24 protein-coding genes are annotated in these 24,723 nt (G+C 69.7%); 4 read left to right on the top strand and 20 right to left on the bottom strand.

Annotated features, from left to right (window positions below):
- The first annotated feature begins 27 nt into the window (after positions 1–27).
- From ACZ4Z4_RS15260 to ACZ4Z4_RS15270, 3 genes are read left to right on the top strand one after another with little or no spacing between them, the layout of a single operon-like run.
- On the top strand, positions 28–780 hold the full coding sequence (locus tag ACZ4Z4_RS15260) for a TIR domain-containing protein (RefSeq protein WP_468327048.1): 753 nt from the start codon (positions 28–30) through the stop codon (positions 778–780).
- On the top strand, positions 777–2,726 hold the full coding sequence (locus ACZ4Z4_RS15265) for a hypothetical protein (protein WP_468327049.1): 1,950 nt from the start codon (positions 777–779) through the stop codon (positions 2,724–2,726). The genes ACZ4Z4_RS15260 and ACZ4Z4_RS15265 overlap by 4 nt, the downstream gene beginning before the upstream one ends.
- A gap of 41 nt (positions 2,727–2,767) precedes the next feature.
- Positions 2,768–3,847: a hypothetical protein gene (locus ACZ4Z4_RS15270; RefSeq protein ID WP_468327051.1), complete on the top strand. Its 1,080-nt coding sequence runs from the start codon at positions 2,768–2,770 to the stop codon at positions 3,845–3,847.
- Positions 3,848–3,903: 56 nt separating this feature from the next.
- Here ACZ4Z4_RS15270 and metK read toward each other — a convergent pair whose 3' ends face one another.
- From metK to pyrR, 13 genes are all read right to left on the bottom strand, one after another.
- The gene (metK, locus tag ACZ4Z4_RS15275; protein WP_468327053.1) at positions 3,904–5,112 is read right to left on the bottom strand and encodes a methionine adenosyltransferase; all 1,209 of its coding nucleotides are present in this window, start codon (positions 5,110–5,112) and stop codon (positions 3,904–3,906) included.
- Positions 5,113–5,439: 327 nt separating this feature from the next.
- The gene (gene coaBC / locus ACZ4Z4_RS15280) at positions 5,440–6,696 is read right to left on the bottom strand and encodes a bifunctional phosphopantothenoylcysteine decarboxylase/phosphopantothenate--cysteine ligase CoaBC (protein WP_468327054.1); all 1,257 of its coding nucleotides are present in this window, start codon (positions 6,694–6,696) and stop codon (positions 5,440–5,442) included.
- Positions 6,697–6,768: 72 nt separating this feature from the next.
- On the bottom strand, positions 6,769–7,041 hold the full coding sequence (rpoZ, locus tag ACZ4Z4_RS15285) for a DNA-directed RNA polymerase subunit omega (RefSeq protein WP_005319902.1): 273 nt from the start codon (positions 7,039–7,041) through the stop codon (positions 6,769–6,771).
- A gap of 52 nt (positions 7,042–7,093) precedes the next feature.
- A complete protein-coding gene (gmk, locus tag ACZ4Z4_RS15290; RefSeq protein WP_468327056.1) occupies positions 7,094–7,687 on the bottom strand; it encodes a guanylate kinase in 594 nt (197 codons plus the stop codon).
- Between the two features lie 38 nt (positions 7,688–7,725).
- Positions 7,726–8,052 carry an integration host factor gene (locus ACZ4Z4_RS15295; protein ID WP_055564204.1) on the bottom strand — a complete coding sequence of 109 codons (327 nt, stop codon included), beginning with the start codon at positions 8,050–8,052 and terminating at the stop codon, positions 7,726–7,728.
- Between the two features lie 223 nt (positions 8,053–8,275).
- Positions 8,276–9,121 (bottom strand): orotidine-5'-phosphate decarboxylase, encoded by an 846-nt coding sequence (gene pyrF / locus ACZ4Z4_RS15300; protein WP_468327057.1) that lies wholly within the window; start codon positions 9,119–9,121, stop codon positions 8,276–8,278.
- Positions 9,118–10,233 carry a quinone-dependent dihydroorotate dehydrogenase gene (locus tag ACZ4Z4_RS15305; RefSeq protein WP_468327059.1) on the bottom strand — a complete coding sequence of 372 codons (1,116 nt, stop codon included), beginning with the start codon at positions 10,231–10,233 and terminating at the stop codon, positions 9,118–9,120. Before ACZ4Z4_RS15305 ends, pyrF begins: the two co-directional genes overlap by 4 nt.
- 55 nt (positions 10,234–10,288) lie before the next feature.
- The gene (gene carB, locus ACZ4Z4_RS15310) at positions 10,289–13,597 is read right to left on the bottom strand and encodes a carbamoyl-phosphate synthase large subunit (protein ID WP_468327061.1); all 3,309 of its coding nucleotides are present in this window, start codon (positions 13,595–13,597) and stop codon (positions 10,289–10,291) included.
- On the bottom strand, positions 13,590–14,732 hold the full coding sequence (carA, locus tag ACZ4Z4_RS15315; protein ID WP_468327063.1) for a glutamine-hydrolyzing carbamoyl-phosphate synthase small subunit: 1,143 nt from the start codon (positions 14,730–14,732) through the stop codon (positions 13,590–13,592). Before carA ends, carB begins: the two co-directional genes overlap by 8 nt.
- Complete coding sequence (locus tag ACZ4Z4_RS15320; RefSeq protein WP_468327664.1) at positions 14,729–15,328, bottom strand: PH-like domain-containing protein; 600 nt, start codon at positions 15,326–15,328, stop codon at positions 14,729–14,731. Before ACZ4Z4_RS15320 ends, carA begins: the two co-directional genes overlap by 4 nt.
- A 5-nt stretch (positions 15,329–15,333) precedes the next feature.
- On the bottom strand, positions 15,334–16,620 hold the full coding sequence (locus ACZ4Z4_RS15325; RefSeq protein WP_468327065.1) for a dihydroorotase: 1,287 nt from the start codon (positions 16,618–16,620) through the stop codon (positions 15,334–15,336).
- Positions 16,621–16,625: 5 nt separating this feature from the next.
- Positions 16,626–17,612 (bottom strand): aspartate carbamoyltransferase catalytic subunit, encoded by a 987-nt coding sequence (locus ACZ4Z4_RS15330; RefSeq protein ID WP_362994754.1) that lies wholly within the window; start codon positions 17,610–17,612, stop codon positions 16,626–16,628.
- Between the two features lie 85 nt (positions 17,613–17,697).
- Positions 17,698–18,270 carry a bifunctional pyr operon transcriptional regulator/uracil phosphoribosyltransferase PyrR gene (gene pyrR / locus ACZ4Z4_RS15335; protein WP_468327066.1) on the bottom strand — a complete coding sequence of 191 codons (573 nt, stop codon included), beginning with the start codon at positions 18,268–18,270 and terminating at the stop codon, positions 17,698–17,700.
- Positions 18,271–18,494: 224 nt separating this feature from the next.
- Between pyrR and bldD the strand changes: the two genes are divergently transcribed.
- A complete protein-coding gene (bldD, locus tag ACZ4Z4_RS15340) occupies positions 18,495–18,995 on the top strand; it encodes a transcriptional regulator BldD (protein WP_030787240.1) in 501 nt (166 codons plus the stop codon).
- Between the two features lie 190 nt (positions 18,996–19,185).
- Here bldD and nusB read toward each other — a convergent pair whose 3' ends face one another.
- From nusB to ACZ4Z4_RS15375, 7 genes are all read right to left on the bottom strand, one after another.
- Positions 19,186–19,620 (bottom strand): transcription antitermination factor NusB, encoded by a 435-nt coding sequence (nusB, locus tag ACZ4Z4_RS15345; RefSeq protein WP_468327068.1) that lies wholly within the window; start codon positions 19,618–19,620, stop codon positions 19,186–19,188.
- 2 nt (positions 19,621–19,622) lie between these two features.
- Positions 19,623–20,189, bottom strand: coding sequence for an elongation factor P (gene efp, locus ACZ4Z4_RS15350; RefSeq protein ID WP_468327070.1), 567 nt, complete (start codon positions 20,187–20,189; stop codon positions 19,623–19,625).
- A gap of 57 nt (positions 20,190–20,246) precedes the next feature.
- Entirely contained in the window at positions 20,247–21,353 is a 1,107-nt protein-coding gene (locus ACZ4Z4_RS15355; RefSeq protein ID WP_468327072.1) for a M24 family metallopeptidase, read from the bottom strand.
- Between the two features lie 90 nt (positions 21,354–21,443).
- The gene (locus tag ACZ4Z4_RS15360) at positions 21,444–21,917 is read right to left on the bottom strand and encodes an excalibur calcium-binding domain-containing protein (RefSeq protein ID WP_468327074.1); all 474 of its coding nucleotides are present in this window, start codon (positions 21,915–21,917) and stop codon (positions 21,444–21,446) included.
- Between the two features lie 106 nt (positions 21,918–22,023).
- The gene (locus ACZ4Z4_RS15365; RefSeq protein ID WP_468327076.1) at positions 22,024–22,983 is read right to left on the bottom strand and encodes a Pro-rich N-terminal domain-containing protein; all 960 of its coding nucleotides are present in this window, start codon (positions 22,981–22,983) and stop codon (positions 22,024–22,026) included.
- A 151-nt stretch (positions 22,984–23,134) separates the two neighbouring features.
- On the bottom strand, positions 23,135–24,232 hold the full coding sequence (gene aroB / locus ACZ4Z4_RS15370) for a 3-dehydroquinate synthase (protein ID WP_468327078.1): 1,098 nt from the start codon (positions 24,230–24,232) through the stop codon (positions 23,135–23,137).
- A complete protein-coding gene (locus ACZ4Z4_RS15375; protein ID WP_468327666.1) occupies positions 24,229–24,711 on the bottom strand; it encodes a shikimate kinase in 483 nt (160 codons plus the stop codon). The genes aroB and ACZ4Z4_RS15375 overlap by 4 nt, the downstream gene beginning before the upstream one ends.
- Between the last annotated feature and the right edge of the window lie 12 nt (positions 24,712–24,723).

A 24,723-nucleotide genomic window follows, 5' to 3' on the forward strand; every position in this document is an offset into this window, starting at 1 on the left:
TCCACCGCAGCGTAGAGAGGACCAACCATGCATGAAGTCTTCATCAACTACCGCACGCAGGGCGGTAAGGAAGTCGGGTACATGTGCGATGCCGCGCTGTCCGCCCGGTTCGGCGCCGACAGCATTTTCCTCGCCAGGAAGTCTCTCGACCCCGGCCGTAACTACGCAGAGGATCTCATCCGGGCCGCACAACATTGTCACGTCCTGCTGGCACTGATCGACGAGCACTGGCTCGACGCGCCGGACCAGCAACGGCCCACCAGAAGGGCCCTCGCCAATCCGAAGGACTGGGTGCGACGGGAGATCGAAGCTGCGTTGAACGCAGGCGCGCTGGTCGTCCCGCTCTTCATCGGTCGACGCGTGGAGCAGCTCGATGCGAGTCGCCTTCCCACATCGTTGCGGGAACTGGCGGAGCACCAGTACGCGCGGGTGGAGTTGCACAGCAAGGACGAGGACTTGGCCCGGCTCGGTGATCGTCTGGTGCGGCAGGTACCCGCGCTCGCCAGGCTGGACAGCCAGAACCCAGCGGACGCACCCGCGGAACCTGCGCCGGGCAGCACGGTCCGCACGGACCACCAGGCCGGCGGCGTCGGCCAGGTCGGTGGTTCCGTGGGGAGCTTCGTGAACGAGGCACACGGTCCTCTGCACACCGGAAGCGGCGACCAGTACGACGGCCCCCGCATCACTGGTGATGGCACCAACTTCATTTCCGGTGACAACAGCGGGGACGTACGACAGCGCTTCTCTTCTCGCCGTCGAGGGAGGGACGACGAGCGGTGAACGAAACCACGGGTTCGTACATCAACGAGGCCCGTAGCGCTGTGCACAGCGGAGAAGGCCCCCAGTACAACGTCTACGTTCAAGCCGCCGCTTCTCGACTGCGAGAGCAGGCCAGTCGCCGCCCCCTCGCGATCGCACACGCCGACCGTGAACATCTGCAACGACGCTTCGTTCCTCCTCCCCGTCTGCAGCAAGCACGGCAAGTCCTCGACGACACATGCACGGTGCTGCTCAATGGACTGCCCGGCAGCGGTCGACGCTCCGCGGCCTTGATGCTGCTCCACGAACTGTCCGATGTCGTAGGCAGCCTCCATGAACTCCCCGACACCTCGGACGACACGACCACCTCACCTCTCGACGTGCGTGACATCAGCGCCGGTGACCGACTTCTCCTCGACCTGTCCGAGGTGGATGAATCCCGGTACCTGGCTATACAGGAGGAATTCTCCGACTTCCGTAGCCACCTCGTTCGACAAAGCGCGCACCTTGTCGTGGTACTGCCCCATCACCTCAGCTATCTCCTTCGGGATGACCTGCGCCATCTCACCGTGGACATCGGCCGTCCATCCGCACAGCGCTTGTTCGTCCGCCATCTGCGCTGCGAAGGCATCACGCCTCCGGCAGACGAACTGAGCAGCCCGGAGCTGGCAGCTCGCCTGGCGCGAGCCCCGCTGCGTGACGTGGCCGCTCTGGCCGATCGCATCAGGCGCTTCCGGGACGCCGGTGGCGCAGAGGAGGGCTATCCACACTGGCTCGCGAAATCTCTTGCCGTGGTCGCGGACCACTCCGTCCGAGTCGCGGCAGATATTGCTGCGGAGCAGAACGGACGCAGAAGAGCGCTGCTGCTCTCCCTCGCCATGTTCCACGGCACCGCTCCCAGTACGGTCCTCCGAGCAGTGAACGGCCTCCTGAAGGCTCTTGGCCATCCACCGGACACCACTCCGCGGCTGGAGCACAGCGACCTCCATGCCGAGCTCTCCACGATCGGTGCCGAAATTCTGCCCACCGGGCACGTCCAGTTCCGGATCCAGGGATACGACCAAGCCGTCCGGAATCATTTCTGGACGTTCCTGCCGGATATCCATCGGCAGTTGCGCGACTGGTTCAGTGCCTGCCTCACGCAGGCCGGGACCGCCCAGCCCGAGCGGAGCGACGCGGTCTCCAGGTACTCCGAACAGAGCTTGCGAACGAATCGGCCTGAGGATCTGGCATGGCTGGCGAAGCAATGGACACTTCCCACCGCACGGGCGGAGCTGTTGCCGGACGCCTCGCAGATACTCGCTCTCGGCCTCGCCGACGACCAGCACGGCCGGTTCTTCCGGCAGCAGATCTACGACTGGTCGAAGGACACGACAACAAGTGCAGGGCTTCGACGCGTGCTCATCCTGGTGTGCTCCGAAGCCATGGCTCGCTCTCACCCGGACCAAGCGCTCGTTCGTCTGCATCACTTGGCCCGGCGGACCTCGGGGCCTTTGGGAGAAAATGCTCGCCGTGCGGTGGTCGAACTGGCCAGAACGGACAACAGGCTCTACCGACGCATGCTGGACCGCTTGGGCAGCGGCATAGCGCAAGGCTACTGGGACGTCGATTTCGACTTGTTCCTGATCCTCGCCGACCCCATCCGTCTCATCCGATCCCGAACGGTGCGCAGCAGCCTGGTCTCTTGCTGGGCGGGTGTGCTGAGCCGCCCGACCGACTACTGGACCTCCCGAACCATCCATTGGTTCGACGCATGCGGCGACGTCCGCTATCGCGATCCGGTGCTGAATGTACTCGCGACGGCATCAGCGGCGAATGCGCGCATCTCGGGACGCCTGTACCGGCTCGCCGTCGACTGGTCTCGAGCGGAGGCCGACAAGACGGCAGGCCGCCGGGAGACCGTCTCCGATCTACTCCTGAAGATCGATACCGCTCAGGGTCTCGAGCCCTACAGCCACACCGCCTGACACTGAAATCGGGGGCCACCGTGAGTTCTGGTCAGAAGACAATGACCGCTTTCGTCACCGTCATTCTAGGACTGATCCTTGTCATACTCGGGCTCAGCGCCGAGTGGTCGACATGGGCCTGGCCTGCCATGGCTGCACTGCTCCTCGTCATCGCACTCGTGACGCACAAAGTCCTGGGGCAGGGGGCAGGCCCGTCCGTTCCGTACCCACCTCCGGATCCCGATGTACCTCTGCCGGCTCCGCAGCGCCAGGAGCAGCGGGTCACGTACGTGGCGTTGCCGAGCTCCCTCGCAGACTACGATTTCTCCTTCTCCGCCACCGTGCGCTGGACACTACTGGACGCACCCGACGCAGCCCCGCACATCAACCCGGCGGGACTGGCAGTCGATGCCGTGCTGCAGCGCGCGAGGGTGTTGACGACGCAACAGCCGCCCCATCAGGCCGCGTTTGTGCAGCATCAACTGGACGGAGCCCTCGGCACCATGCGAGCCGACGCCACGGGTCGCGTTCTGGCGATGGCACACGATGTCTCGCTTCAGCTTCCGGACATCGACCGAGAGCGTCTCGTCAAGCTCTCCAACGTCCGCAAGGACGAGGATGTCTGGGAGCACGAGCGCAACTACGAGCGGAGCAAACGAGCCTATCTGGGCGATGACGTCCTGAAGGACACCGGAAGTGCGGTGGTGTGGTGGCTCGCCCGGAATGAAGAGAAGGTCGAAGGGGCTGTCGATCGCATCGGGCTCCTCGCACGTCTGTCAGCTGCGGCCAACAACGAACGTGTCGCCCCCGCCTTCGAACATGTGGTGCAGCCGACCACGCCGTCATTCGCAGCCGCCGGACCGGACGAAGACGCCCGTGCGACATCGGCATGGGCCCCGAAGTCCGACATCAGCTGGTCGGTGCTGCCCGACGACGAAGCCCCGGATTCCCCGCTGGACTCCCTGCTCTCCTGGTTCGGCTTCTCCGAGGACGACGAGGAACTGGAGCTTTTCACACAACGGTTCATCAATCTGGCGCGAGCCCACGGCAAGCAGGATGTCGTCGATGACGTCAGGCGGCGATTCAGGTCCCCCCAACAACCCGACGCTGGTGAAGCCCCTCCCCCGGAAAGTGGGTCCTGATACACCAAGGCCCGGCCCCAAAACAGGGCCGGGCCTCGAAAAAATCAGCGGTGAAACTAGAGCCCCGCCGCCTTCCGCAACGCCTCCACGCGGTCCGTCCGCTCCCACGTGAAGTCGGGGATCGCCCGGCCGAAGTGGCCGTACGCGGCGGTCTGCGAGTAGATCGGGCGGAGCAGGTCGAGGTCGCGGATGATCGCGGCCGGGCGCAGGTCGAAGACCTCGCCGATGGCCGTCTCGATCTTGTCCGTGTCGATCGTGGCCGTGCCGAAGGTCTCGACGAAGAGACCGACGGGCTCGGCCTTGCCGATGGCGTACGCGACCTGGACCTCACAGCGGGCCGCGAGGCCGGCCGCGACGACGTTCTTGGCGACCCAGCGCATCGCGTACGCCGCGGAGCGGTCCACCTTGGACGGGTCCTTGCCGGAGAAGGCGCCGCCGCCGTGGCGGGCCATGCCGCCGTACGTGTCGATGATGATCTTGCGGCCGGTGAGGCCGGCGTCGCCCATCGGGCCGCCGATCTCGAAGCGGCCGGTGGGGTTGACCAGCAGGCGGTAGCCCTCGGTCTCCAGCTTGATGCCGTCCTCCAGGAGGGCCTTCAGCTCGGGCTCGACCACGAACTCCCGGATGTCGGGAGCGAGCAGCGAGTCCAGGTCGATGTCGCTCGCGTGCTGCGAGGAGACCACGACCGTGTCGAGGCGGACGGCCTTGTCGCCGTCGTACTCGATGGTGACCTGGGTCTTGCCGTCGGGGCGCAGGTAGGGGATCGTGCCGTTCTTGCGCACCTCGGACAGGCGCCGCGAGAGGCGGTGCGCGAGGTGGATCGGGAGCGGCATGAGCTCCGGGGTCTCGTCGCAGGCGTAGCCGAACATCAGGCCCTGGTCGCCCGCGCCCTGCTTGTCCAGCTCGTCCTCATCGCCCTCGACGCGCTGCTCGTACGCCGTGTCGACGCCCTGCGCGATGTCGGGGGACTGCGAGCCGATGGACACCGAGACGCCACAGGAGGCGCCGTCGAAGCCCTTCTTCGAGGAGTCGTAGCCGATCTCGAGGATCTTGTCGCGCACGAGCTGCGCGATCGGCGCGTACGCCTTCGTCGTGACCTCGCCGGCCACGTGGACGAGGCCGGTGGTGATCAGCGTCTCCACGGCGACGCGGGAGGTGGGGTCCTCCCGCAGAAGCGCGTCGAGAATGGTGTCGCTGATCTGGTCAGCGATCTTGTCGGGGTGACCCTCGGTCACAGACTCCGAGGTGAAGAGGCGCCGGGACACATCGCTCCCTGTGGTTGCAGCGGCTGCTGGCTGATCATTGGTGGACGGCCGGGAGCTGCGCCCGGCGTCGTCCGAGACCAGTTTATCGGTCACACTCGGCCGCCGGTCCACATGTCTCGCCACTTGGGAGGCCTGTGACCTGCGGCACTGTCTTGCGCGGTACGACGATCGTCCTCCACCCGGCGGCCTCGCGCCCGTTTTCCCCGGGTTTGAGGCGCCCGATGGGGCGAAGGTGACATTGAGCCCTGCCTGCCGAGACCTCGTCAAGAGAGACGTCGGAATGTGGCCGAGTTCCGCCAAGAGGCGAAACGGGAATGCGGAGAGCTGTCACCGCAGTCGCTGCGCCACCAGGTCCCAGACCGTGTCCGCGAGGGCTTCCTTGGGGCCGTGGGGCACCGGCGTCTCGCTGCCGTCGGCACCGAGCACGACGGCCTCGTTCTCCTCGGCGCCGAACGTCTTGCTCTCGCCGACCTCGTTGACGACCAGCAGGTCGCAGCCCTTGCGGGCGAGCTTGGCGCGGCCGTTGGCCAGGACGTCGTCCGTCTCCGCGGCGAAGCCGACGATCACCTGGCCGGGGCGGGGCCTGTCCCCCGCGATCTCCGCGAGGATGTCGGGGTTGCGGACCAGGGCGATCGGCGCCGGTTCCTGGCCGTCCTTCTTCTTGATCTTCCCGGTCGCGTACGTCTCGGGGCGGAAGTCGGCCACGGCGGCCGCCATCACGACGGCGTCGGCGTCGGGCGCGGCCTTCAGGACGGCCTCGCGCAGCTGCACGGCGGTGCCGACCGGCACGACGTCCACGCCCGCCGGGTCGGGCAGCGCCACGTTGGCCGCGATCAGCGTGACGCGGGCGCCGCGCGCCGCCGCGCTGCGGGCGAGCGCGTAGCCCTGCTTGCCCGAGGAGCGGTTGCCCAGGAAGCGGACGGGGTCGAGCGGTTCGCGGGTGCCGCCGGCGCTCACGACGACGTGGCGCCCGGCAAGGTCCTGGGACAGGTCCTTGCGCGCGAGGACGCGGCGTACGACTTCGAAGAGCTCGACGGGGTCGGGGAAGCGGCCCTTGCCGGTGTCGACGCCGGTGAGGCGCCCGACGGCGGGCTCGACGACCAGCGCGCCGCGGCGGCGCAGCGTGGCCACGTTCTCCTGGGTGGCCGGGTGCTCCCACATCTCCGTGTGCATGGCCGGGGCGAAGACCACCGGACAGCGGGCGGTGAGGAGCGTGTTGGTGAGCAGGTCGTCGGCGAGGCCGTGGGCCGCCTTGGCGAGCATGTCGGCGGTGGCGGGGGCGACGATCACGAGGTCGGCGTGCTGTCCGATGCGGACGTGCGGCACCTCGTGGACGTCGGACCAGACCTCGGTCGAGACGGGGTTGCCGGAGAGCGCGGACCACGTCGCGGCGCCGACGAAGTGCAGCGCCGACGCGGTGGGCACGACGCGCACGTCATGGCCCGACTCGGTAAGCCGCCGCAGCAGCTCGCACGCCTTGTAGGCGGCGATGCCACCGCTGACCCCCAGGACTACCTTCGGCTTCTCGGCCACTGCCTCTGTCTCCCCGCGCTCGGAAACGCACTCGGATGCGTACTGCTCCATGACACACCACAGGCCCGGCAGTCGTGCTGCCGGGCCTGTCGTGAAGGTACGAACCTCGAAAGTACGGACCGCTTACTGAGCCGGGCCCTCGATGGCCTCGGACGTCAGCAGGCCCGCGTTGATCTCGCGGAGCGCGATCGAGAGCGGCTTCTCGTGGACGTGGGTGTCCACCAGGGGGCCGACGTACTCCAGGAGGCCCTCACCGAGCTGCGAGTAGTACGCGTTGATCTGGCGCGCGCGCTTGGCGGCGTAGATCACGAGGCTGTACTTCGAGTCGGTGGCTTCGAGCAGCTCATCAATCGGCGGGTTGATGATGCCCTCGGGCGCGGTGATGGAAGAGGACACTCTTCGCCTTCCGATGGGGTCAAGACCAGAAGGGTCAAGACAGGGGTAAAGATCAAAGAACCTTCATCAAGGCTAGCAGCTCACGAGCCACGTCCTCGACCGAGGTGTTGACCAGGGTCGTGTCGAACTCGGCCTCCGCGGCCAGCTCCACTTTGGCGGCGCCGAGCCTGCGCTCGATCACCTCGGGCGCCTCGGTCCCGCGGCCGGTGAGCCGGCGGACCAGCTCCTCCCAGCTCGGCGGGGCGAGGAAGACCAGCTGCGCCTCGGGCATCGATTCGCGCACCAGGCGCGCGCCCTGGAGGTCGATCTCCAGGAGGACGGGCTCGCCCGCCTCCAGGCGTTCGAGCACGGCGTGCCGCGGTGTGCCGTAGCGGTTGCCCGCGAACTCGGCCCACTCCAGGAGCTCGCCGTTGGCGATGAGCTTGTCCATCTCCTCGTCGGAGACGAAGAAGTACTGGACACCGTGCTTCTCACCGGGCCGCGGCTTGCGGGTGGTGGCGGAGACCGAGAGCCAGACCTCGGGGTGTTCCTTGCGCATATGAGCGACGACCGTGCTCTTGCCGACCCCGGAGGGGCCGGAGAGCACGGTCAGCCGCGGACGTACGTCCGGGGGCGCGGGGGTCGTCCCCCGGGATGTTGCAGCCATGCAGCGATTATCCAGGTTCTCAGGAGTGCCTGAGAACATCAGCCCGCGGCACCGCCACCGAACTCGCGCTCGAGCGACGCGATCTGGTTGGAACCGAGACCGCGCACACGGCGGCTCTCGGAGATGCCAAGACGCTCCATGATCTGCTTGGCGCGCACCTTGCCCACGCCAGGCAGGGACTCCAGGAGGGCGGAGACCTTCATCTTGCCGATGACATCGTTCTCCTGGCCCTGCTTGATGACCTCGTGGAGAGAGGCACCGGAGTGCTTGAGTCGATTCTTGACCTCGGCCCGCTCCCGGCGAGCCGCGGCGGCCTTTTCGAGCGCGGCTGCGCGCTGTTCAGGGGTAAGGGGCGGAAGAGCCACGCCTACGTCACCTCGGATGTCGAACTGTCGGATACGGACCGGTGAGGAACCTAGTCGCCCCACACCTGGTGAGCAACGTGCAACGCACTTGCCCGTTCGCTCTCGTCGGAGACTAGCGGCCATGGCCGCTGGAGTCAGCGAGAACAGACGAAAAGTCCTGGTCAGCCTGTGCCGAGCCGTACATATCGGGCATTTCTCCCCGGATTTGAGCCACCGGTCCCTCTCAGGCCGCTCCGACCGCCGTCCTGATCTCGTCCGCGAAGCGCTCCGCGGAGTCGCGCAGGGCCGTGACATCGGGTCCGTGCCGCAGCACGCCCCGGCTGACGTTCGGCACGACGTTGCGGACGGCCTCGCCGAAGACGCCGGGGAGGTCGGCCGGGGTCGCGCCCTGTGCCCCGATGCCGGGGGCGAGCAGCGGGCCGTTGATGCCGAGGTCGTACGACGACAGGTCGCCCAGCGTCGCCCCGACGACCGCTCCGAAGGACCCGAGGGGCGTCTGTCCCGCGTTCTCCGCGGCGAGGTGCCCGAGGACGGTGGCCGCGACGGTCCGGCCGTCCTCGCGCACCGCGTGCTGCACCTCGGCGCCCTCCGGGTTGGAGGTGAGGGCGAGCACGAAGAGCCCGGCGCCGTTCTCACGGGCGAGGTCGACGGCCGGCTTCAGGGAGCCGTATCCGAGGTAGGGCGAGACCGTGAGCGCGTCGCTGAAGAGCGGCGAGTCCTTGCGCAGGAAGGTCTCGGCGTACGCGGCCATGGTCGAGCCGATGTCACCGCGCTTGGCGTCCATGACGACCAGGGTGCCCGCGGCCCGCAGCTCCTCGACCGCCTTCTCCAGGACGGCGATGCCGCGCGAGCCGAAGCGCTCGAAGAACGCGCTCTGCGGCTTGACGACGGCGACGGTCCCGGCCAGCGCCTCCACGACGGTCCGCGTGAACCGCTCCAGGCCCGCGATGTCGTCGTTCAGGCCCCACGCGGTGAGCAGCGAGGCGTGCGGGTCGATGCCGACGCACAGGGGGCCGCGCTCGTCCATGGCGTGGCGCAGGCGCGTGCCGAAGGGCTCCAGGGGGCTCATGCGGTGACCTCGGGCTTCCTGACGTCGGCGCCGACGGCGTCGGCGAGGGTGGCGTAGGGGCTCGTCCGCAGGCGCGCGGCGAGGCCCTTGTGGATCGCGCGGCCCCAGAAGGGCCCTTCGTAGATGAAGGCGCTGTAGCCCTGGACCAGGGTGGCGCCCGCGAGGATGCGCTGCCAGGCGTCCTCGGCGTTCTCGATGCCACCGACGCCCACGAGCGTGATCCGGTCGCCCACGCGCGCGTAGAGGCGGCGCAGGACCTCCAGGGAGCGCTCCTTCAACGGCGCTCCGGAGAGGCCGCCGGTCTCTCCGTAGAGAGCGGGTTCGGATTTCAGACCGAGGCTCTCGCGCGCGATGGTGGTGTTCGTGGCGATGATGCCGTCCAGGCCGAGCTCCACGGCGAGGTCGGCGACGGCGTCGATGTCCTCGTCGGCCAGATCCGGCGCGATCTTGACGAGCAGCGGGACGCGGCGGCCCTCGACGCTGCGGTCCGCGGCCTCGCGGACGGCGGTCAGGAGGGGCCGCAGCGACTCGGTGGCCTGGAGGTTGCGCAGGCCCGGGGTGTTGGGCGAGGAGACATTCACCACGAGGTAGTCGGCGTGGCGGGCGAGCCGCTCGGTCGACTTCACGTAGTCGGCGGCGGCCTCCTCCTCGGGGACGACCTTGGTCTTGCCGATGTTCACGCCGACGACGGTCTTGAAGACCGCCCTGCGGGCCGCCAGACGGGCCGCCACGGCCGCCGAGCCTTCGTTGTTGAAGCCCATGCGGTTGATCAGCGCGCGGTCCTGGACGAGGCGGAAGAGCCGCTTCTTGGGGTTGCCGGGCTGCGGCTCGCCCGTGACCGTGCCGATCTCGATGTGGTCGAAGCCGAGCATCGACATGCCGTCGATCGCGACGGCGTTCTTGTCGAAGCCGGCCGCGAGCCCGAAGGGGCCGTGCATCCGCAGCCCGAGGGCCTCGGTGCGGAGCTCCTTGTGGCGCGGCGCGAGGACGGCCGCGACGAAGGTGCGCAGCACGGGGACGCGGGCCGCGAGGCGGATCCAGCGGAAGGCCAGGTGGTGGGCCCGCTCCGGGTCCATGCGCTTGAAGACGAGGTCGAAGAAGAGTTTGTACATGTGCGGTGTCCTTACGAAGAGGGGGACACCGTTTCCGGTGTCCCCCTCAGGGCTGCTAGTCGCGGGTCGCGGTCAGGTGTTCCGCGTGTTCCTGGAGTGACCGGACGCCCACGTCACCGCGGCCCAGCGCGTCGATGCCCTGGACGGCCGCGGCGAGCGCCTGGACCGTGGTCAGGCACGGCACGGAGCGGGCCACGGCGGCGGTGCGGATCTCGTAGCCGTCGAGGCGGCCGCCGGTGCCGTACGGGGTGTTGACGATGAGGTCGACGCCGCCGTCGTGGATGAGCTGGACGATGGTCTTCTCGCCGTTCGGGCCCTCGCCCTCGGACTGCTTGCGCACCACCGTGGCGTTGAGGCCGTTGCGCTTGAGCACCTCGGCCGTGCCGGACGTGGCGAGCAGCTCGAAGCCGTGCGCGACGAGCTCACGCGCCGGGAAGATCATCGAGCGCTTGTCGCGGTTGGCCACCGAGATGAAGGCGCGGCCCTTGGTCGGCAGCGGGCCGTACGCGCCCGCCTGCGACTTGGCGTACGCGGTGCCGAACACCGAGTCGATGCCCATGACCTCGCCCGTGGAGCGCATCTCCGGGCCGAGGACGGTGTCGACGCCGCGGCCGTGGATGTCGCGGAAGCGCGACCACGGCATGACGGCCTCCTTGACGGAGATCGGCGCGTCCATGGGGAGCGTCCCGCCGTCACCGACGGCCGGCAGCATGCCCTCGGCGCGCAGCTCGGCGACGGTGGCGCCGAGCGAGATGCGCGCGGCGGCCTTGGCCAGCGGCACCGCGGTCGCCTTCGAGGTGAAGGGGACGGTGCGCGACGCGCGCGGGTTGGCCTCCAGGACGTAGAGGATGTCCCCGGCCATCGCGAACTGGATGTTGATCAGACCGCGGACGCCGACGCCCTTGGCGATGCCCTCCGTGGAGGCGCGCAGGCGCTTGATGTCGAAGCCGCCGAGCGTGATCGGGGGCAGTGCGCACGCCGAGTCGCCGGAGTGGATGCCGGCTTCCTCGATGTGCTCCATGACGCCGCCGAGGTAGAGCTCCTCGCCGTCGTAGAGCGCGTCGACGTCGATCTCGATGGCGTCGTCGAGGAAGCGGTCGACGAGCACCGGCCGCGTGGGGCTGATCTCGGTCGACTCCTCGATGTACGCGGAGAGGCGGGTCTCGTCGTAGACGATCTCCATGCCGCGCCCGCCGAGCACGTACGAGGGTCGGACGAGGACGGGGTAGCCGATCTCGTCGGCGATGGCCTTCGCCTCCGCGAACGTCGTCGCGGTGCCGTGCTTCGGCGCGGGGAGCCCGGCCTCGGCGAGCACGCGGCCGAAGGCGCCGCGGTCCTCGGCGGCGTGGATGGCCTCGGGCGAGGTGCCGACGACCGGCACGCCGTTGTCCTTGAGCGCCTGGGCGAGGCCCAGCGGGGTCTGGCCGCCGAGCTGGACGATGACGCCCGCGATCGGCCCGGCCTGCGCCTCGGCGTGGACGATCTCCAGGACGTCCTCCAGGGTGAGCGGCTCGAAGTAGAGCCGGTCGGAGGTGTCGTAGTCCGTGGAGACGGTCTCGGGGTTGCAGTTGACCATCACGGTCTCGTAGCCCGCGTCGCTGAGCGCGAAGGAGGCGTGGACGCAGGAGTAGTCGAACTCGATGCCCTGGCCGATGCGGTTCGGGCCCGAGCCGAGGATGATCACCGCGGGCTTCTCGCGCGGGGCGACCTCGCTCTCCTCGTCGTACGAGGAGTAGAAGTACGGCGTCTTCGCGGCGAACTCGGCGGCGCAGGTGTCGACCGTCTTGTAGACCGGGCGCACACCGAGGGCCTGGCGCACCTCGCGCACCACGTCCTCGCGCAGGCCGCGGATCTCGGCGATCTGGGCGTCGGAGAAGCCGTGCCGCTTGGCCTCGGCGAGCAGGCCGGCGTCCAGGCGCTCGACGGCGGCCAGCTCGTCGGCGAGCTCCTTGATGAGGAAGAGCTGGTCGACGAACCACGGGTCGATCTTCGTGGCGTCGAAGACCTCCTCGGGGGTGGCGCCCGCGCGGATGGCCTGCATGACGGAGTTGATGCGGCCGTCGGTGGGGCGGACGGCCTGTTCGAGGAGCTGCTTCTTGTCGCCGGGCTCGCCCACGAAGGTGAACTGGGAGCCCTTCTTCTCCAGCGAGCGCAGCGCCTTCTGGAGGGCCTCGGTGAAGTTGCGGCCGATGGCCATGGCCTCGCCGACCGACTTCATGGTGGTGGTGAGGGTGGAGTCGGCGCTCGGGAACTTCTCGAAGGCGAACCGCGGGGCCTTGACGACGACGTAGTCGAGGGTCGGCTCGAAGGAGGCCGGGGTCTTCTCGGTGATGTCGTTCGGGATCTCGTCCAGCGTGTAGCCGACGGCCAGCTTGGCGGCGATCTTCGCGATCGGGAAGCCGGTGGCCTTCGACGCGAGGGCCGAGGAGCGCGACACGCGCGGGTTCATCTCGATGACGATGACCCGGCCGTCCTCGGGGTTGACCGCGAACTGGATGTTGCAGCCGCCGGTGTCGACGCCGACCTCGCGGATGATCGCGATGCCGACGTCCCGCAGGATCTGGTACTCGCGGTCGGTGAGCGTCATCGCCGGGGCGACGGTGACCGAGTCACCGGTGTGCACGCCCATGGGGTCGAAGTTCTCGATGGAGCAGACGACCACGACGTTGTCGTTCCTGTCGCGCATCAGCTCCAGCTCGTACTCCTTCCAGCCGAGGATGGACTCCTCCAGGAGCACCTCGGTGGTCGGCGAGAGGGTGAGGCCCTGTCCGGCGATGCGGCGCAGCTCCTCCTCGTCGTGCGCGAAGCCGGATCCCGCGCCGCCCATGGTGAAGGAGGGGCGGACGACGACGGGGTAGCCGCCGAGCTCCTCGACGCCCTTGAGGACGTCGTCCATGGAGTGGCAGATGTACGAGCGGGCGGACTCGCCGTGCCCGATCTTCTTCTTGACCTCTTCGACGACGCCCTTGAAGAGGTCGCGGTCCTCGCCCTTGTTGATGGCTTCGACGTTGGCGCCGATGAGTTCGACGCCGTACTTCTCCAGGACGCCCTGCTCGTGCATGGAGATGGCCGTGTTGAGGGCCGTCTGGCCGCCCAGCGTCGGCAGGAGCGCGTCGGGGCGCTCCTTGGCGATGATCTTCTCGACGAACTCGGGGGTGATCGGCTCGACGTACGTGGCGTCGGCGATCTCCGGGTCGGTCATGATCGTCGCCGGGTTGGAGTTGACGAGGATGACGCGCAGGCCCTCGGCCTTGAGCACGCGGCACGCCTGGGTTCCGGAGTAGTCGAACTCCGCGGCCTGGCCGATGACGATCGGGCCGGAGCCGATGACCAGGACGGACTGGATATCGGAGCGCTTAGGCACGCTGGCCCTCCATCAGAGATACGAAGCGGTCGAAGAGGTACGCGGCGTCGTGCGGGCCGGCGGCCGCTTCGGGGTGGTACTGGACGGAGAAGGCCGGCTGGTCGAGCAGCTGGAGGCCTTCCACGACGTTGTCGTTGAGGCAGACGTGGGAGACCTCGGCGCGGCCGAAGGGGGTCTCGCTGGCCTTGTCGAGCGGCGCGTCCACGGCGAAGCCGTGGTTGTGCGCGGTGACCTCGACCTTGCCGGTGGTGCGGTCCTGCACCGGCTGGTTGATGCCGCGGTGGCCGTACTTCAGCTTGTACGTGCCGAAGCCGAGGGCGCGGCCGAGGATCTGGTTGCCGAAGCAGATGCCGAAGAGCGGCGTCTTCCGCTTCAGGACGGCGGTCATCAGCGCGACGGGGCCTTCGGCGGTGGCGGGGTCGCCGGGGCCGTTGGAGAAGAAGACTCCGTCGGGCGCGACGGCGTACACCTCCTCCTCGGTGGCCGTGGCGGGCAGCACGTGCACCTCGATGCCGCGCTCGGCCATCCGGTGCGGGGTCATGCCCTTGATGCCGAGGTCGATGGCGGCGACGGTGAACTTCTTCTCACCGACGGCCGGGACGACGTAGGCCTCCTTGGTGGCGACCTCCTCGTACAGGCTCGCGCCCTTCATCTGGGGCTGTGCCTTGACGCGCTCGACGAGCTCGGCGTCGGCGGGCAGCGTCTCGCCGGAGAAGATGCCGGAGCGCATGGAACCGCTCTCGCGCAGGTGGCGGGTGAGGGCGCGGGTGTCGATGCCGCTGATGCCGACGACGTTCTGGGCGGCCAGCTCGTCGTCGAGGGAGCGCTTTGCGCGCCAGTTCGAGGGGATGCGGGCGGGGTCGCGGACCACGTAGCCGGAGACCCAGATGCGGCCCGACTCGTCGTCCTCGTCGTTCCAGCCCGTGTTGCCGATCTGCGGGGCGGTGGCGACCACGATCTGGCGGTCATACGAGGGGTCGGTCAGGGTCTCCTGGTAGCCGGTCATGCCGGTGGAGAACACAGCTTCGCCGAAGGTCTCCCCCACGGCCCCGTAGGCGCGACCGCGGAAGGTGCGGCCGTCCTCCAGGACGAGTACGGCGGGAACCTTGCTGGCTCCCCTGGTGGAGGTCGTCATCGTGCGGTGCCTTCCGTAGTGCTGTTCTTGTCGTTCATGTGGTCGGGCGAACCGACCGAGTCGTTGAGCGCCTCGACCCACTCGGAGTGCTCGGCCGCCTGGTCCGAGCGGAAGCCGGAGTCGAGCAGCTTCCCGCCGTGTTCCCAGGTGACGATCAGCAGACCGCCCTCCGTGAGGACCTTGCCCGCGATGCCCTTGTCGAGGCGGGCCTCGCGCAGCTGTGCGACCGGGATGAAGAAGTCGGTCGCGCCGGGGCGTACGACGTCCAGGCCCGCGTCGGTGAGCGTCAGCTCGACGCGGCTGCGGGTGCCCAGGCCGTGCGCCACGATGCGGTCGAGCCACTGCCCGGCCGTGGTCGAGCCGTGGTAGCGGCCGCTCAGCTCAAGTCTGGCCGGACCCGGGTCGCTCGGCGCGGCGGGGAGCTCCGGCAGGTCGCCCTGGAGGGTGCCGCGCCACTTCCAGCCCTCGCGCATCAGCCAGTAGACGAGCGCGATGAAGAGCAGGAGGCCGACGACCCAGCCGAGGCGCGCGGCCCAGTCGGTCACCTCCGCCGATTCCTTCTCGGCGGCCAGTTCCAGCAGAGGTGATTCCAGCAGAGATGTCACGTGAGCTTCCCGTCGTCGAGCGTGGCCCGACCCCGGAGCCACGTGTGCGTGACGCGGCCCGGCAGCTCACGGCCCTCGTAAGGGGTGTTGCGGCTGCGCGAGGCGAAGCCCGCGGGGTCCACTGCCCCACGGTAATCCGCGTCGACCAGGACGAGGTTCGCGGGCTCACCTGCCGAGACGGGGCGTCCGTGGCCGGTCGCCCGGCCGATCCGCGCGGGCGCGAAGGACATGCGGTCGGCGACGGCCTCCCAGGTCAGCAGGCCGGTCTCGACCATCGTCTGCTGGACGACGGAGAGCGCGGTCTCCAGGCCGACCATGCCCATGGCGGCCGCGGCCCACTCGCAGTCCTTGTCCTCGTGCGGGTGCGGGGCATGGTCGGTGGCGACGATGTCGATGGTGCCGTCGGCGAGGGCCTCGCGCAGCGCCATGACGTCGCGCTCGGTGCGCAGCGGCGGGTTGACCTTGTAGACGGGGTTGTAGGAGCGCACCAGCTCATCCGTGAGGAGGAGGTGGTGCGGGGTGACCTCGGCGGTGACGTCGATGCCGCGGGACTTGGCCCAGCGCACGATCTCGACGGATCCGGCGGTCGACAGGTGGCAGATGTGCACCCGGGAGCCCACGTGCTCGGCGAGCAGCACGTCACGCGCGATGATCGACTCCTCGGCGACGGCGGGCCAGCCGCCGAGGCCCAGCTCGGCGGAGACGACGCCCTCGTTCATCTGTGCGCCTTCGGTCAGGCGCGGCTCCTGGGCATGCTGGGCGACGACGCCGCCGAAGGCCTTCACGTACTCCAGGGCACGGCGCATGATCACGGCGTCGTCGACGCACTTGCCGTCGTCGGAGAAGACGGTGACCCCGGCGGCGGACTCGTGCATGGCGCCGAGCTCGGCGAGCTTCTTGCCCTCCAGGCCGACGGTGACGGCGCCGATGGGCTGCACGTCGCAGTAGCCGGACTCCTTGCCGAGGCGGTAGACCTGCTCGACGACGCCGGCGGTGTCGGCGACGGGGAAGGTGTTGGCCATGGCGAACACGGCGGTGTAGCCGCCGGAGGCGGCGGCGCGGGTGCCGGTCAGGACGGTCTCGGAGTCCTCGCGGCCGGGCTCGCGCAGGTGGGTGTGCAGGTCGACCAAGCCCGGCAGCAGCACCTTGCCCTCGGCCTCGACGACGGTCGCACCCTCGGCGGAGAGCCCGGCGCCGACCGCCTCGATGGTCTCGCCGTCGATCAGGACGTCCTGCGCCTCGCCGCCGAGCACCTTCGCACCACGGATCAGGATCTTGCTCATGGGTCTTACTTCTCCTCGGAACCGGTGGGGCGGGTGTGGGTGACGGCGGGCTCGTTGCCGCCGAGCAGCAGATAGAGGACGGCCATGCGGATGGAGACGCCGTTCGCGACCTGTTCGACGACCGTGCAGCGGTCGGAGTCGGCGACCTCGGCGGTGATCTCCATGCCGCGGACCATCGGGCCGGGGTGCATGACGATGGCGTGCTCGGGCATCTTCGCCATGCGCTCGCCGTCCAAGCCGTAGCGGCGGGAGTACTCGCGCTCGGTGGGGAAGAACGCGGCGTTCATGCGCTCGCGCTGCACCCGCAGCATCATCACGGCGTCGGACTTGGGCAGCACCCGGTCCAGGTCGTAGCTGACCTCGCAGGGCCACTGCTCGACGCCGACGGGCACGAGGGTGGGCGGGGCGACGAGGGTGACCTCGGCGCCGAGGGTGTGCAGCAGGTCGACGTTGGAGCGGGCGACGCGGCTGTGCAGGACGTCGCCGACGATGGTGATGTGCTTGCCCGCCAGGTCCTGGCCGAGGCCCGCGTCGGGTCCGACGAGGCGGCGCCGCATGGTGAAGGCGTCGAGGAGTGCCTGGGTGGGGTGCTGGTGGGTGCCGTCGCCGGCGTTGATGACGGCGGCGTCGATCCAGCCGGACGTGGCCAGGCGGTAGGGCGCGCCGGACGCGCCGTGCCGGATGACGACGGCGTCGACGCCCATGGCCTCCAGGGTCTGCGCGGTGTCCTTCAGGGACTCGCCCTTGGAGACGCTGGAGCCCTTGGCGGCGAAGTTGATGACGTCGGCGGAGAGGCGCTTCTCGGCGGCCTCGAAGGAGATCCGGGTCCGGGTCGAGTCCTCGAAGAAGAGGTTGACCACGGTGCGGCCGCGCAGGGCGGGCAGTTTCTTGATGGGCCGGTCGGCGACCCGGGCCATCTCCTCGGCCGTGTCGAGGATGAGGACGGCGTCGTCGCGGGAGAGGTCGGCGGCCGAGATGAGGTGTCGCATCATCTGCGTGTACTCCGGTGTGTGGAGGTCTGCGGGCACGCGGGCGCACAGGGGTGTGCCCCTGGGCCCGTGAGGGAGGAAACCGGTCTTACGCGGAGGCGGGCTTGGCGCCGAGCAGCACGGCGTCGCGGCCGTCCTCCTCGGCGAGCTGCACCTTGACCGTCTCCCGCAGCGACGTGGGGAGGTTCTTGCCCACGTAGTCGGCACGGATGGGCAGTTCGCGGTGGCCGCGGTCGACGAGGACGGCGAGCTGCACCGCGCGGGGGCGGCCGATGTCGTTGAGCGCGTCGAGGGCGGCGCGGATGGTGCGGCCGGAGAAGAGCACGTCGTCGACGAGGACGACCAGGCGGCCGTCGATGCCGTCACCGGGGATCTCGGTGCGGGCCAGCGCGCGCGGCGGATGCATGCGCAGGTCGTCGCGGTACATGGTGATGTCGAGGGAGCCGACCGGGATCGTGCGGCCGGTGATTCCTTCGAGCTTCTCGGCGAGCCTGCGGGCGAGGAAGACGCCACGAGTGGGGATGCCGAGGAGGACCACGTCGTCTGCGCCCTTGGCGCGCTCGACGATCTCGTGGGCGATGCGGGTCAGTACCCGCGCGATGTCGGGCCCTTCGAGTACGGGGCGGGCGACAGCGGAGTCTTTGGTGTCCTGCGTGTCCATATGAAAACGGACCTCCTTCTCCGCCTCACGGGACGGACCTTAAAGGACGTCGAAATTGCGCCAGTCATGCTACCAGTACCCGGCACCGTGCACGTCATCGGCCTCCACCGAAGGGGCGGTAAGGACCTTTCGGCTTGACGCAGGCAAGTAACGCTGCGTAACCTCACAGTGAGTTACCAGCCACGCGGCGGAGCCGCATAATGTCGCAGCGTCCGGGGAGCTATATGTCCAGCGAATACGCCAAGCAGCTCGGGGCCAAGCTCCGCGCGATCCGTACCCAGCAGGGCCTTTCCCTCCACGGTGTCGAGGAGAAGTCCCAGGGACGCTGGAAGGCGGTCGTCGTGGGGTCGTACGAGCGCGGCGACCGTGCCGTGACCGTGCAGCGCCTCGCCGAGCTGGCGGACTTCTACGGCGTCCCGGTGCAGGAGCTTCTTCCCGGCACGGCTCCCGGTGGGGCCGCCGAGCCGCCGCCGAAGCTCGTCCTCGACCTGGAGCGTCTCGCGCACGTCCCGCAGGAGAAGGCGGGTCCGTTGCAGCGCTATGCCGCCACGATCCAGTCCCAGCGCGGTGACTACAACGGCAAGGTGCTCTCGATCCGCCAGGACGACCTGCGCACCCTCGCCGTCATCTACGACCAGTCGCCCTCGGTCCTGACCGAGCAGCTGATCAGCTGGGGCGTCCTGGACGCGGACGCGCGTCGCGCCGTCGCCCACGAAGAGGTCTGACCGCCGCGCGACACATCAGCAGAAACGTGCCGCCGGGGTGGCCGCAGCCGAAAGGCCGCGGCCACCCCGGCGGTTTTTCTTGTTTTACCCGCGGATTTACCCAGGGATTTATCGCGCGGAGGTTGTCGCGGGAAACCCGGAGGGCCCGCAGCGTATTGCTGCGGGCCCTCCGGGTGGCGTACGACGACGCTTACGACTCGTCGCGGCGCAGGGACGGCTTCAGGTCCTTGAAGCGTCCGAGCAGTCCGTTGATGAAGGACGGCGACTCGTCCGTGGAGAACTCCTTGGCGAGCTCGACCGCCTCGTCGATCACCACGGCGTCCGGCGTCCCGTCGACCCATACGAGTTCGTAGGCGCCGAGGCGCACGATGTTCCGGTCGACGACCGGCATGCGGTCCAGGGTCCATCCGACGGCGTACTGCGAGATGAGTTCGTCGATGCGGCGCTCCTGCGTCGCGTACCCCTCGACGAGCTCCATCGTGTACTCGCTCACCGGCGGCTGCCGGGTGTCGGACCGCGAGTGGCGCACCCAGTCCGCGAGGACCGTCAGGACGTCGGTACCGCGCTGGTCTGCCTCGAAGAGGATCTGGAAGGCGCGCTTGCGGGCCGTGTTACGAGCAGCCACGGTTAGCTGTTCACCCGGCCGAGGTAGTCGCTGGTACGGGTGTCGACCTTGATCTTCTCGCCGGTGGTGATGAAGAGCGGCACGGCGATCTGGTGGCCGGTCTCCAGGATGGCGGGCTTGGTGCCGCCCGTGGAGCGGTCGCCCTGGACGCCCGGCTCGGTCTCCTGGATGACGAGCTCGACGGCGGCGGGCAGCTCGACGAAGAGCACCTCGCCCTCGTGCTGCGCGACGGTGGCGGTGAAGCCCTCGATCAGGAAGTTGGCGGCGTCGCCGACGGCCTTCTTGTCGATGTGCAGCTGGTCGTAGGTCTCCATGTCCATGAAGACGAAGTACTCGCCGTCCATGTAGGAGAACTGCATGTCGCGCTTGTCGACAGTGGCCGTCTCGACCTTGACGCCGGCGTTGAACGTCTTGTCGACGACCTTGCCGGAGAGCACGTTCTTGAGCTTGGTGCGCACGAAGGCCGGGCCCTTGCCGGGCTTGACGTGCTGGAACTCGACGACGGACCAGAGCTGGCCGCCTTCGAGCTTGAGCACCATGCCGTTCTTGAGGTCGTTCGTGGAAGCCACGGTTGCGGAATCTCCTGCACTGACTGACTGGTGGACGACCCCGGGCGGGCACGCGCGCTAGAGCGCGAGCAGTTCCTTGGTCGTGATGGTGAGTAGCTCGGGTCCGCCGTCCGCCTCGGGGCGCACGACGAGCGTGTCATCGATCCGGACACCACCCCGGCCAGGGAGGTGAACCCCCGGTTCGACGGTGACCGGCACGCAAGCGTCCAGTTTACCCATGGCCGCGGGCGCCAATTGAGGGTCCTCGTCGATTTCGAGCCCCACACCGTGTCCAGTCAGCGGAGCAAGGGCTTCCGCATAGCCCGCGGAGTCCAGTACGTGGCGTGCCGCGCGGTCCACGTCGCGGCAGGCGGCACCGGGTACGAGGGCCTCGCGGCCGGCCCGTTGCGCGGCGAAGACCAGGTCGTACAGCTCGATCTGCCAGTCGGCGGGCGACGTACCGATGACGAACGTACGCCCGATCTCGCAGCAGTAGCCGCGGTAGGTCGCCCCCAGGCACACGGAGAGGAAGTCTCCCTCCTCCACCCGCCGGTCCGAGGGCCGGTGGCCGCCCTTCCCGGAGTTCGGGCCGGTGGCCACGGAGGTCGGGAAGGCGGGGCCGTCCGCGCCGTGGTCGACGAGCCGCCGCTCCAGCTCCAGCGCCAGATGGCGTTCCGTGCGCCCCACGAGAATGGACTCAAGGAGCTCCCCCAGCGCCTGGTCGGCGATCTCGGCGGCGATCCGCAGACAGGAGAGTTCGTCGGCGTCCTTGACCAGACGCAGCTGCTCGACCGCCGTTCCGAGATCCGTCAGGCGCAGCCGGGGCGCGACCGAACCGAGCGCCCGGTGCCGGGCGACGGTCAGGTGGTGCTCCTCGACGGCCAGCGCCCCGACGCCCGCGGCGGCCGCGAGACCGGCTCCGGCGACGGCCGGGTCGGCACCAGGCGCGGGCAGCACCTGCACCTTCAGCGCTTCGTCGGGCCGCCCCTCGTCCTGCCGCTCACCGGGTGGACGCCCGCACAGCAGCACGTCCTCGGCGGCACCGAGGAGGAGCACGGCGCCGCGGGGCGCCGCACCGGCGAGATAGCGGACATTGGCGGGCCGGGAGACCAAAGCCGCCGCACCACCACCGGCGGCACACCGCTCCCGAACCCGCTCCCTGCGGACCGCGTACACCTCTGACATGGGGCGAGCCTAAGAGCGCCACCACCACACGGCCCGACGAACGCGTCCGACCGGGCGGCGGGCACCGCCCCCGCGCACCCCACCGGACCCTCAGCTGTCGCAGCCGACCCCGTCACCGTCCCGGTCCAGGTGCCTGCCGTAGCCCGGCTCGCCCCGACGCACCGGAGCAGCACCGGCGGCACGGGCCGCGGAGCAGTTCTCGTAGTACACGGCCCCGCCACCGCCCCCGGACCCACCCGAGCCGCCGTCGTCGGACCCGCCGGCCGCCGGAGCCCGCGTGACCGTGGCGGTCGCCTTGACGGTCTTCGTCGACCGGACCGTGACGGTCGGCGCCGGCCCGGCCTCGGGGCTCTTCGTCACCGTCGCCGTAGCGGTCGCGGTCCTGGTCGCGGTGACGGTCGGTGCCGCGGCGGCCTTCTTCTCGCCGGTGGTGTCGTCCCCGCCGGTCCCGATCCCGACGCCCACGAACAGGGCGAGGACGAGGGCAGGGAGCACGTATCGCTTCCGGGCCCACTTCGGGGCGGGCCGGGGGACATCGGGTGGGGCGCCGTACGGATTGCTCATGTCATGCCCTTCGGGCTCATTCCGGGGGCATGACCGTAGTACCGCCCTCGGACGGCGTGAAGGCGGTGGGGAGGCTTGGTGGCTCAACTGTGACCGAAGGGGGGCGCTACCACTTCGGAGGGCTTGCGATGGCGCGGGACAGGACGTCGTCAAGGATGCGGGCCGTGGCGGGGACGTCCAGTTGGGAGTTGTCGATGATGGGCAGGCCTGAGCCGTACCAGCCGGCCATGCGGCCGTGGATGCGGGCCACTTCCTCGTCGGAGAGGCGGCGATTGCCGCTGCGCTCGGCGTTCCGCTCCAGGACGATCTCCAGGCCCGGGAGGAGGACGACCGGCAGCAGGCCGGGGCCCACGTGCCGCTTCCAGCCGCCGAGGCCGACGACCGGGCGGTCGGGGAAGACGGCGTCGTCGAGGATGCACGAGATGCCGTTGGCCAGGAAGTTCCGCGCGGCGAAGCCGCAGGTGCGGCGGGCCAGGCGGTACTGCGCCTCGGAGTGGTCGTTCCACCCCGACTGGGGGTCGGCGAACCCCGAGCGCACCCATTCGCGGACGTCGTCGAGGCTGATGTGGGCGGTGGGCACCCGGCGGTGCTCGGCCCAGTACTTCGCGACGCTCGTCTTGCCCGCGCCCGCGGGCCCGATGAGCAGCACGGCGAGTGTCGTGCCGCCGGTGTCGCTCTGCGCCGTGCCCGGCGGAGGGCTCGGCATGGCCACCGGGGCGCCCGGCGGCAGTTGCACGTGCCCTGTCTGCCCCGAGGCGTCCGGCGGCGGGGGCACCGGGCCCGGCCCGTGCTGAGGGGGCTGGGGCGCCGCGTGCGGGCCCACCGGAGCGTGCGGCACCGGCGCCTGTCCCGGAGCGTGAGCGGCTTGCGGCGCCTGCCCCGGAGCGTGCGGGGCGGACGGCGGGACGGGACCGCCCGTGAAGCCGGGCGCGGGAGGCACCGCTCCGTGCGGCGCCGCCCCGGGGGGCGGAGCGGTCGGGTGGTGTGCGGCCGGCGACCAGCCGGTGGCCGGTCCGTGCCCCGGCTGATGGGGCGGCGGCAGCGGAGATCCCACTGCGTGCTGCATCCGGTGCCACTCCGTCTCGTGCGACTGACGCTGGTCGGGCGGCGGCCGGGCCGCCCGTTACCGAACGGTACCGTCCCCGGCCGCCGTTGTGTGAACGGCCGGGGAGGCCGAGACGTGCCCGTGGCCGGATCCGGCGGCCACGGAGCGCCGGTTACTGCCCCACTTCGCCGTACGCGGCGAGGAGAACGGCCGGGTCGGGGCCCTCAAGGACCGTCGGCTTGCCGAGTCCGTCGAGGACGATGAAGCGCAGCAGGTCACCGCGCGACTTCTTGTCGACCTTCATGGTCTCCAGGAGCTTGGGCCACTGGTCGTAGCGGTAGGTCAGCGGCAGCCCGACCGATTCGAGGACCGTGCGGTGCCGGTCGGCCGTCGCGTCGTCGAGGCGGCCCGCCAGACGGCCGAGTTCGGCCGCGAAGTGCATGCCGACGGAGACCGCGGCGCCGTGCCGCCACTTGTAGCGCTCGTTCTTCTCGATGGCGTGCGCGAGGGTGTGACCGTAGTTGAGGATCTCGCGCAGGCCCGCCTCCTTGAGGTCGCCCGAGACGACCTCGGCCTTGACCCTGATGGAGCGCTCGATGAGCTCGGCGGTGTGCGGTCCCGCGGGCGTACGCGCCGCCTCCGGGTCCGCCTCGATGAGCTCAAGGATCACCGGGTCGGCGATGAAACCGGCCTTGATGATCTCCGCGAGCCCGGAGACGTAGTCGTTGACGGGGAGCGAGTCCAGCGCCGCCAGGTCGCAGAGGACCCCGGCCGGCGGGTGGAAGGAGCCCACCAGGTTCTTGCCCTCGGCGGTGTTGATGCCGGTCTTGCCGCCGACCGCCGCGTCCACCATGCCGAGCACCGTGGTCGGCACGGCGATCCACCGCACCCCGCGCAGCCAGGTCGCGGCCACGAACCCGGCGAGGTCGGTGGAGGCCCCGCCTCCGACGCCGACGATGACGTCGCTGCGCGTGAAGCCGGATTGGCCGAGGGCCTTCCAGCAGTACGCCGCGACCTCCGCCGTCTTGGCCTCCTCGGCGTTCGGGATCTGGATGGCGACAGCCTCGTAGCCCTGGTCGGCGAGGTCCTGGCGGAGCGCGTCACCGGTCTCGGCGAGCGCCTCGGGGTGGATCACGGCGACCCGCTTGGCCTGGTCGCCGATGAGGCCGGGCAGCTCGCCGAGGAGCTGCCGACCGACCAGGACCTCGTACGGATCCGTGCCGGCGGTGCCACCGACCTGGATACGGGTGGGGGTCTGCTCCGTCGTCATGCTTCCTTCAACTCCAGTGCGTCGAGGACCGCCTGGGCGACCTCATCGGGGGTGCGGCCGTCAGTGGCGACGACCGCGCGGGCGACTTCGGCGTACAGCTGACGGCGGGCGTCCATCAGCTCGCGCCACTGCTTGCGCGGGTTGACGGCCAGCAGCGGGCGCGCCTGGTTGAGGCCGGTGCGCTTGACGGCCTCCTCGACGTCCATCGAGAGGTAGACGACGGGGTGGGCGCCGAGGAGCGCGCGCGTCGTCCCGTCGAGGATCGCGCCGCCGCCGAGGGCGAGGACGCCGTCGTGTTCCGCGAGGGCACTCGCCACTGCGGCTTTCTCCAGGCCGCGGAAGTACGGCTCGCCCTCGTCGACGAAGATGTCGGAGATCTCCCGCCCCTGGGCGGCGACGATGTCGGCGTCGGTGTCCCGGAACGTGACACCCAGCCGCTCGGCGAGCAGCTCACCGACCGTCGTCTTGCCCACGCCCATGGGCCCGACGAG

Source organism: Streptomyces sp. NPDC030245, from assembly GCF_055572995.1.